Below are 7,622 nucleotides of genomic sequence, written 5' to 3'. Positions count from 1 at the left end.
CGTCCAGGCTTCAGGGGCGAACGGCTTCCCGGGCTCTCTTCATAAACTCCGTTTATCACTCCTCCTTATCAATCCCTGAGAACAGAACATACAAGGGGCGAATTCATTCGCCCTCTCGCCAGTGCAAAGAAAGCGCCCATCAATTGTTTCCCGATGCGAGCGATCTCGCCCGAAATCCCCCCCTTTGCGAAAGGGGGGAAGAGGTTTGTCAGACAGCCTTTAAGAGCCTTCCCCAAACGCCTTCCCCGTAGGATGGGCAAAGCGCAGCGTGCCCATCTTGCCAGCGCTGCGTCTTGAAGGATGGGCACGCCCGCCCAGCTCCAGCGCTCCGATGAAACCACCGAGCACGGGCTCTGCCCATCCTACGGCAGCGTGACACAAAAGGCTTTCCCGGAAACTACCTTAGCAACTCGACTTTGGCCATTTTGGCAGTCTCCCCGGAAGCTAACTGCTTGAAGTACCGTGAGGGCTGATAATTAGAGGGGGTCGGGAGGCCAGCACGCCGAAATTGGACCCCTCGCTAACTTTTTCAGGCATCGTAAGCTTCTGATAAAAAAGAGATTACCAGCCGGGAAAAATGGCCAAAGTCGAGTTAGCAAGTGTCCATCAATTGTTTCCCGATGCGAGCGATGCCGCCCGAAATCCCCCCTAGCCCCCCTTTGCGAAAGGGGAGAAGATGTTGATGGACGCTTTCTTAGTAAAGTGTCCATCAATTGTTTCCTGATGCGAGCGATGCCGCCCGAAATCCCCCTGCCCCCCCTCACCACCTATCGGTTTTATGTAGCCAGGGCTTCCAGCCCTGGCAAACCAGGCCAGGATGGCCTGGCGACGCAGGCTTGGAGCGGCTGTTCCGGTTGATTCCGGGAAACCGATAGGTGTTGAGCCTGCCCCCCTTTGCGAAGGGGGGAACTTGTTGATGGGCGCTTTCTTAAGAGCAGCCTGAAATCATCCAAGCACGCTCAGTCGCGCGACGCTTCCGCCGACCGCTCGGGCTCAGCTTGGATCTGCTCCGGCAGCACGGGTACGACGGTCCCCCAGCACTTACAACTGGGGCAATGCCAATGCAGGGTGCGGGCCTGGAAGCCACACTTCTCGCATTGATAGACGGGCTGTCGCGTCAGCAGCTGCCGGGCCACGCCGTGAGCGATGTGCACAGGTTGGCCCCTCGGAGAATCGCAAGACGTTCGGCGCGCTTCAAGCTCGAGCAGCCGCTCCAGCCCAGCCAGATCCGCATAACGCGATAGATAAGCGGTGAGCAGATCCAAGGCGGCGTCGGCTCCCCGCTCGTTAGCGACAAGATCGCTCAGGCTCAGCATCAACGGCGGACTCGCATGCCGACGCGCCAGCGCCTCCAAACGCTCGAGAATATCGTCATAGCCCAGATGCCGCATGGCCTCGATCATTGCCGGAAGGATCTCGGGAACATAGGCAGCACCGCGCTCCGCAACGCGTCCGAAGAGGTCGATCGCGCGGACCGCATCACCCTGCTCGAGCGCCATGAAGCCCTCCAGCATCATGGCACGCACACAGTTCGGATCAGCCTCTTGAGCCAACGCCAACTGCTGCTGCGCGCCGCTATCGTCACCCTTGCGCCGCGCATCCTCCGCCAGCTCACAGTAATACTGCGCAATCTCGACCGTCATCGCCTGACCACAGCAGGCCCTGAGCTGCTCCGCGACCTCCAGGCACTTGCGCCAGTCGCGCTCCTGCTGATAGATGTCCCGCAAGGCTTGAAGCGCCCGCTCCTGATGCAGGCCGCGCTCGACCAGCTCGAGGAAGAGCCCTTCGGCACGGTCGAGGACCCCGGCGCACATGTAGTCCCGCCCAAGCTCGAAGAGTGCGAAGCCGCGCAACTGCGGGCTTAGGCTCCGGCGCTCGACCAGATTCTGGTGCAGACGGATGGCCCGATCGACCTCGCCACGGCGACGAAACAAGCTGCCCAGGGCAAGATGCGTCTCTGCCGTTTCACCGTCGACCTCGGCCAGTTTGAGAAAGGTATCAATCGCCTTGTCGGGCTGTTCCTCGAGCAGATAATTCAGGCCACGCAAGAAATCCGGATGCGTCGGCCCAATCCCTTTCGCCTGAGAGCGCTTCTCGCGACGCGCCAGCCACCATCCGGAGGCGGCCGCGACCGGAAGCAGCAGAAAGAGCACTTCGATCATGAACTCAAGTCACCTTAGTACGAGATCGCGCCGGCGGGCGAACCGACCCCATCGGTCGAGATATCGTCAGCGACACCATGGCATCGAACTGAGGGTTTTGGATCTGTCTCCACCGCTCTCATCATACAGACTCGCGTGTCGGGACGCATGGCTGGAGAAATCGACCAAAGACCACTGCAGAGATTCACGGGGCAGGCGCGAAAGCCATCTGCAAGTACCTCGAGAACCCCGCCCGATCGCCGCCGTTTGAGCCCATGGACAAACCAAGCAAAGAGGAGCCGATACTGACATGCAGGATCTCGCGGGAAAAACCCTCATCATCACGGGAGCGGCCGGTAATCTAGGTCGCGCGACCGCCAAGGCATTTGCGGCGGCCGGAGCAACGCTAGCCTTGGTCGGCCGCGATCAGCTCACCCTGCAACAGGCCCAAGCCGAGTTGCCGCCCGGCACCAAATCGGCCACGTTCGCGCTCGACCTCATCGATCCGCAACAGTCGATCGCCATGGCGAGCGAGGTAAGGTCGTCGCTAGGGCAAATCTACGGGCTTGCCAACATCGCGGGAGGCTTTGCCATGGGTCCAGCAGTCGACGAGACAAGGCCCGAGGACTGGGATGCGATGCTGAGCTTGAACCTGCAGACCGCGGTCAACTGCGCGCGCGCCGTCATCCCACAGCTGCGCGAAGCCGGAGCCGGCCGAATCGTCAATGTGTCCGCGCGCGCGGCGACCCAGGGCGCGGCCAAGATGGCGCCCTATTGCGTCTCCAAGGCTGCCATCATCACGCTGACCGAGAGCCTCGCCGAGGAACTCAAGCACGCGGGCATCACGGCCAACTGCGTCTTGCCAGGCACCCTGGATACACCGCAGAATCGTTTAGCGATGCCGGATCAGGATCACTCGACCTGGGTATCGCCAGAAGCCTTGGCCGACGTCATCCTCTTTCTCACATCCCACGCCGCACGCTGCGTTACTGGCGCCGCGATCCCGGTCTACGGACGCTCCTGAGCAACCAACCGTCATGCCAAGCAATCAGACGTACTCGTCCTATCCGCCCGCCATCGTCGTTCGGCAAAGGCCGCCGACCCACGGAGGCGAGAGGCGAACCAAGCGCCATCTCCGGGCGCGCTTGCCAGCCCTCATCCTAGCGAGCAGCCTGGCCTGCGCCACGCAAGCGGTCGACCTTGACGCACAAACCGAGCAACTGCTGGTCGATGCCGTGGAGGCAGCTGCCAACCTGGACCTCTACAATGCCCGCTGCCGCGGCGACGTATCAGGCCGCGCAACGGATAATCTGAACAAAGCCATGGTTGGCAAGCTCCGCACGACGGTGCTCTCAGTCCAAGACGATCTCTTCCCCGAGCACAGCTACCGCCGCGTCCAACGCCGGCTGGAAGCTGATTTCATTGCGCGGCTCAGAGACATGAAGGGCTGCGACGGCGCCAAGGAATCCGCCCTGCCGGACAGCCTCAAGGAGGACTACCAAGAAAAGCTCAGCGCAATCCGGGCGCTGCCATAGCTCGGCCCGAATCTTAGGACGGCGTGCCCCAGGCGCCGCATGGCATCGCGGCGGGGCGCCGCTCCCACAAGGGCGCAGAGCGACTCGGGACCATCAATCCCTAAAGATCTGCAATCCGGAAGCGGCGTAGCTCAAGGGTGCCTGCACCGCGAACGGCAGCGCAACGCGACCTGCGTAGACCAGGCCCGCCGATGCATCCCAGGTCTTGCGCAGCACGAAGCTGCCTCCCAGCTCTGCCGGACCAGGGTCGATACCAAAGGCCGTCGGATCCGTGTCTCCGGTATTCACATAGAGCCGGAAGCACATTTGCTGCTGATCCTGATAGAAACATGGGAAAGCACTGGCGAGCAGCATGCCGTCGACAGGCTGCTCAGCAACCGTACAGGCAGCAAGTCCTTCCGCGGCAATGTCCGCAACGACCTGCTCTCCGGTCTGGCCTTTCGCGAGCGCCTCAGAGGGCAGCGTGTGGGCGAAGGTAGCGCCCTCGTCCGCCGAGGTCGTCATCAGATCCTCCAGATGCTTATAGAGCACATCGGCTTGCTCGATCCCGAAGGCGTCCGCCTGGAAGCGCATGAAAGAGCACAAATTGCGTGCATCGCTATAGACGAAGGAATAGCCGACGTACCAGGTCGGCGCCGCACTGCCAATCGTAGGGGCCGAAGCGGCGAACAGGCATGCCAACGCCATGCAAAAACGTTTCATCGAAAAGACCTCGCGATGCAAAGTGCGTTAATCAGACTGAGCGACAGTTTAGGCGATTGCCGGAAAATCTCATACCAGATGGCGTTGATCACCGGATCGCCCAGTCGGTTGAGGAGACGCCGCGCCGCCTTCAGGTTAGACGACCTGGGAGCAACGCCCGCTGCGATCGCGCGCCCGTCACGGCGGGACGCCGCTCCCGCCGAACCCACGCATGCCCTCGGGATTGGGCATTTTCCACACTATGGATCCGATATTGCGATACATTCTCTGCTCCCGGACCCACTTGAGGCCGTGGATCCCTGGTCCGGTCACGAGCGAGGCCCTTTCGCGTAGGTTTTGAGGCGCCTAGCGGCTCTATGTAACGAAAAACCGGCGCGACAGGGACCCTTCTTCCGGTTCCGCAGCCGATTCATACTCAGTCGGACAGGCTCCGAAACCATGTTACAGACAATACGTGGCCGCCTGGCCTTGCACTTCACCCTGCTGATCGCGGGGCTCATGCTGGTCATGCTCGCACTGACCGGCTGGCTCGGCTACGGCATGGTCAACGACCTACGCCCGCGGCTGCAAAGCATTTTCGCTGAGACCCAGACGCTCAACGAGAAGAACGTCCTGCTCAACAGCGCCAACTATCTCCGCGGGCACCTCTTCCCCCACCTCGACCGCGTCGACATCGCCGCACTCAACAAGGAAATCGACCAGGTCAAGGCATGGCTCCCGATCAAGTCGTTCATCATCACAGACGCGAACGCCCGCGTTGTCACGGACGGCAGCATCGCCAATTATCGCTATGGCCAACCGCTCGCGCTGCCGCGTGAGCCCTTGCCCGGTCAGCCCATCCTGGACGCCCACCCAGACAGCAGCACACTCAGCTTCGCCGTCGGCGCAGACAATCGCGTTGCCGGCTATGCCGTCATCACGCTCTCCAACACCGCACTCCAAGCATCACTGCAGATGCTCGACCAGCAAGTGACGGCCCAGTGGGAACACGCCAGCGTGGCCCTGCTGCTCGGCGCCGGGCTCATGCTGACGCTGGTCGGAAGCATTGGCGCCATGCTGATCTGGCGCGTCGCGCGGTCGCTGAGCCAGCCCATCACGGAAATGGTTGCCGCGGCGGAATCCTGCGCCAACGGCAACTTGGACATTGCCCTGCCGGTGCGCAGCAGCGATGAGCTGGGCCACCTCGCGCGCGCCTTGAACACCATGGCAAAGGAACTCAAGGTCAGCCACCGGCGCATGCGTCACCTCGCCAACTATGACGCCCTGACCGGACTTCCCAACCGTCACCTGTTCCAAGACAGGCTCCGCCATGCACTCTACGCGGCTGATCGCAGCGAGCACCAAATCGGCTTGATGTTTCTCGACCTCGACGGCTTCAAAGCCATCAATGACTCACTGGGGCACGCGCTTGGCGACGAGGTGCTCAAGCTCGCCGCCGCGCGCCTGCGCGAGACCGTGCGCGCCAGCGACACCGTCGCCCGACTCGGCGGTGACGAGTTCACCGTGGTCGCCGAAGGCATTCACGGCACAGCCGACGTCGTCGGCTTGGCGGAAAAGTTGCTTGCCGTGCTGGCCCAGCCCTATTCGATCCAAGGCCACCGGCTGCAGCTCTCGGCCAGCATCGGCGTCACCCTCTATCCCGAAGACGGCACCACAGCAGACGCCCTCCTGCACAGTGCCGACAGCGCCATGTACGAGGCCAAACGCCGCGGCAAGAACGCCTATTGCCGCTTCACTCCAGAGTTGGACTTGGCCGCGACCGGCCGCCTCAGCCTGGAACAGCATCTGCCGCAAGCACTGTCGTCCGGTCAGCTGGAGCTGCACTACCAACCGCAGATCCACATAGGGTCCGGGCATCTAGTCGGTGCCGAGGCACTGCTGCGCTGGCAAAGCGCGGATGCATCGGCCCAACCCGGCGGGCTGATTGCACGCTTGGAAGACAGCGGCATCGTCGCCCAAACGACGGCATGGATCCTAGATGAAGGCTGCCGCGCACTCGCGCAGTGGCGCGCCCAGGGCCTTCCTGAGCTGCGGCTGGCGATCAACCTCGCGGGCCAGCAACTCACACACCCCGATCTGCTGGAAACGGTCAGCACGGCGCTTGCGCGCGCTCAACTCCCGCCAGACGCACTCGAGTTCGAGATCACCGAGAACAGCCTGCTCGAAACCGAGCATAGCGGCCAAGCCATCGAGCAGCTTCAGGGGCTCGGCGTCCGAGTCGCGATCGACAACTTCGGAACCGGCTATTCGTCCGTGGTCAATCTGCACCGACTCGCGATCAATACCATCAAGATCGACCGCAGCCTGATCCAAGACATCGCGACGAATGAGGACAGCAGGCTCGTGACCTCTGCCATCGTCTCGCTCGCCAAGCAGCTCGGAATAGAGACCGCAGCTCAAGGCGTCGAAACCGACACCCAATGCTCCATTCTGCAGGCCCAAGGCTGCGACATTCTCCAGGGATACCGCGTATCCGAGCCACTCCCCGCCCAGCGACTGCTCGACTGGGCCAAGGTGCATCGTCGCTCCGCCGAACAGCCGCCCCAGTCCATGCCCCCCCAGCCACAGCAGTTCACCACCTCGAGCGCCGGCCTCCAGACCGATCAGGCTTGAGAAATGGACTCATCACCAAGCTCGCGCGCCCCTGCGTTGGCTTCGCCTCAGACCGACGAGTCATGCCATCGGGATCGCTATCAGAATCGGGATCGCTATCGTCGGTTCGATACCGATACCGATCCCGACGGCCTTGGATGGTCGGACGCTGCATCGAAATTTGACTCACCTGTAAGCATTTTGCGCCCTCAAGGACTCTGTGGCCCTTGGCACTGGCGGGAGGGCGAATGAATTCGCCCCTCAGGGCAATCGCATCAAACATTCCTTATATTCTGAATCTCTAATGCCTTTTAATTCAGCGCGTTATATCTGCCATGCGTCGGATCTCGGTTCCACCAAACAGAAATGCTGCTGGATTCACCCGCAGACCCGGTGCGACGAGTGTCTCCGAGCGTCGATTGCTGGCAAGGACTTTGAGCTCTCGCTCTATCAACGCTCAGAAATTCGGGCTCTGCGTGCTCCATCATGCTGATTTCGCTAGCATATAAATGCGCTCTAATATTACCATTTCTTGATGCGATTGCCCTGATTCGCCCCTTGTATGTTCTGTTCTCAGGGATTGATAAGGAGGAGTGATAAACGGAGTTTATGAAGAGAGCCCGGGAAGCCGTTCGCCCCTGAAGCCTGGACG

5 protein-coding genes are annotated in these 7,622 nt (G+C 61.5%); 3 read left to right on the top strand and 2 right to left on the bottom strand.

Annotated features, from left to right (window positions below):
• Positions 1-959: 959 nt before the first annotated feature.
• Positions 960-2,162 (bottom strand): lipopolysaccharide assembly protein LapB, encoded by a 1,203-nt coding sequence (gene lapB, locus G3480_RS24185; protein WP_164656792.1) that lies wholly within the window; start codon positions 2,160-2,162, stop codon positions 960-962.
• A gap of 289 nt (positions 2,163-2,451) precedes the next feature.
• On the opposite strand from lapB, the gene G3480_RS24180 reads away from it, so the two are divergent.
• Together G3480_RS24180 and G3480_RS24175 are read left to right on the top strand one after the other, a co-directional pair.
• Positions 2,452-3,165, top strand: coding sequence for an SDR family NAD(P)-dependent oxidoreductase (locus G3480_RS24180; RefSeq protein WP_164656791.1), 714 nt, complete (start codon positions 2,452-2,454; stop codon positions 3,163-3,165).
• A 13-nt stretch (positions 3,166-3,178) separates the two neighbouring features.
• On the top strand, positions 3,179-3,676 hold the full coding sequence (locus tag G3480_RS24175) for a hypothetical protein (RefSeq protein WP_240906028.1): 498 nt from the start codon (positions 3,179-3,181) through the stop codon (positions 3,674-3,676).
• Between the two features lie 93 nt (positions 3,677-3,769).
• Here G3480_RS24175 and G3480_RS24170 read toward each other — a convergent pair whose 3' ends face one another.
• Positions 3,770-4,378, bottom strand: coding sequence for a hypothetical protein (locus tag G3480_RS24170; protein WP_164656790.1), 609 nt, complete (start codon positions 4,376-4,378; stop codon positions 3,770-3,772).
• Between the two features lie 438 nt (positions 4,379-4,816).
• Here G3480_RS24170 and G3480_RS24165 point away from each other — a divergent pair, with 438 nt between their 5' ends.
• Positions 4,817-6,991: a putative bifunctional diguanylate cyclase/phosphodiesterase gene (locus G3480_RS24165; RefSeq protein ID WP_164656789.1), complete on the top strand. Its 2,175-nt coding sequence runs from the start codon at positions 4,817-4,819 to the stop codon at positions 6,989-6,991.
• Positions 6,992-7,622 lie beyond the last annotated feature (631 nt).

It is taken from the genome of Thiorhodococcus mannitoliphagus (assembly GCF_010915725.1).
Classification (GTDB): Bacteria; Pseudomonadota; Gammaproteobacteria; order Chromatiales; family Chromatiaceae; genus Thiorhodococcus; species Thiorhodococcus mannitoliphagus.
The sequence above is the reverse complement of the archived record's forward strand: the minus strand, read 5'-3'. Positions and strand labels throughout refer to the sequence as shown.

What these genes read in the sequence shown, in the direction of transcription:
- lapB (WP_164656792.1), bottom strand. Translation starts at nt 2,162, where the DNA reads ATGATCGAAGTGCTCTTTCTGCTGCTTCCGGTCGCGGCCGCCTCCGGA.
- G3480_RS24180 (WP_164656791.1), top strand. Translation starts at nt 2,452, where the DNA reads ATGCAGGATCTCGCGGGAAAAACCCTCATCATCACGGGAGCGGCCGGT.
- G3480_RS24175 (WP_240906028.1), top strand. Translation starts at nt 3,179, where the DNA reads ATGCCAAGCAATCAGACGTACTCGTCCTATCCGCCCGCCATCGTCGTT.
- G3480_RS24170 (WP_164656790.1), bottom strand. Translation starts at nt 4,378, where the DNA reads ATGAAACGTTTTTGCATGGCGTTGGCATGCCTGTTCGCCGCTTCGGCC.
- G3480_RS24165 (WP_164656789.1), top strand. Translation starts at nt 4,817, where the DNA reads ATGTTACAGACAATACGTGGCCGCCTGGCCTTGCACTTCACCCTGCTG.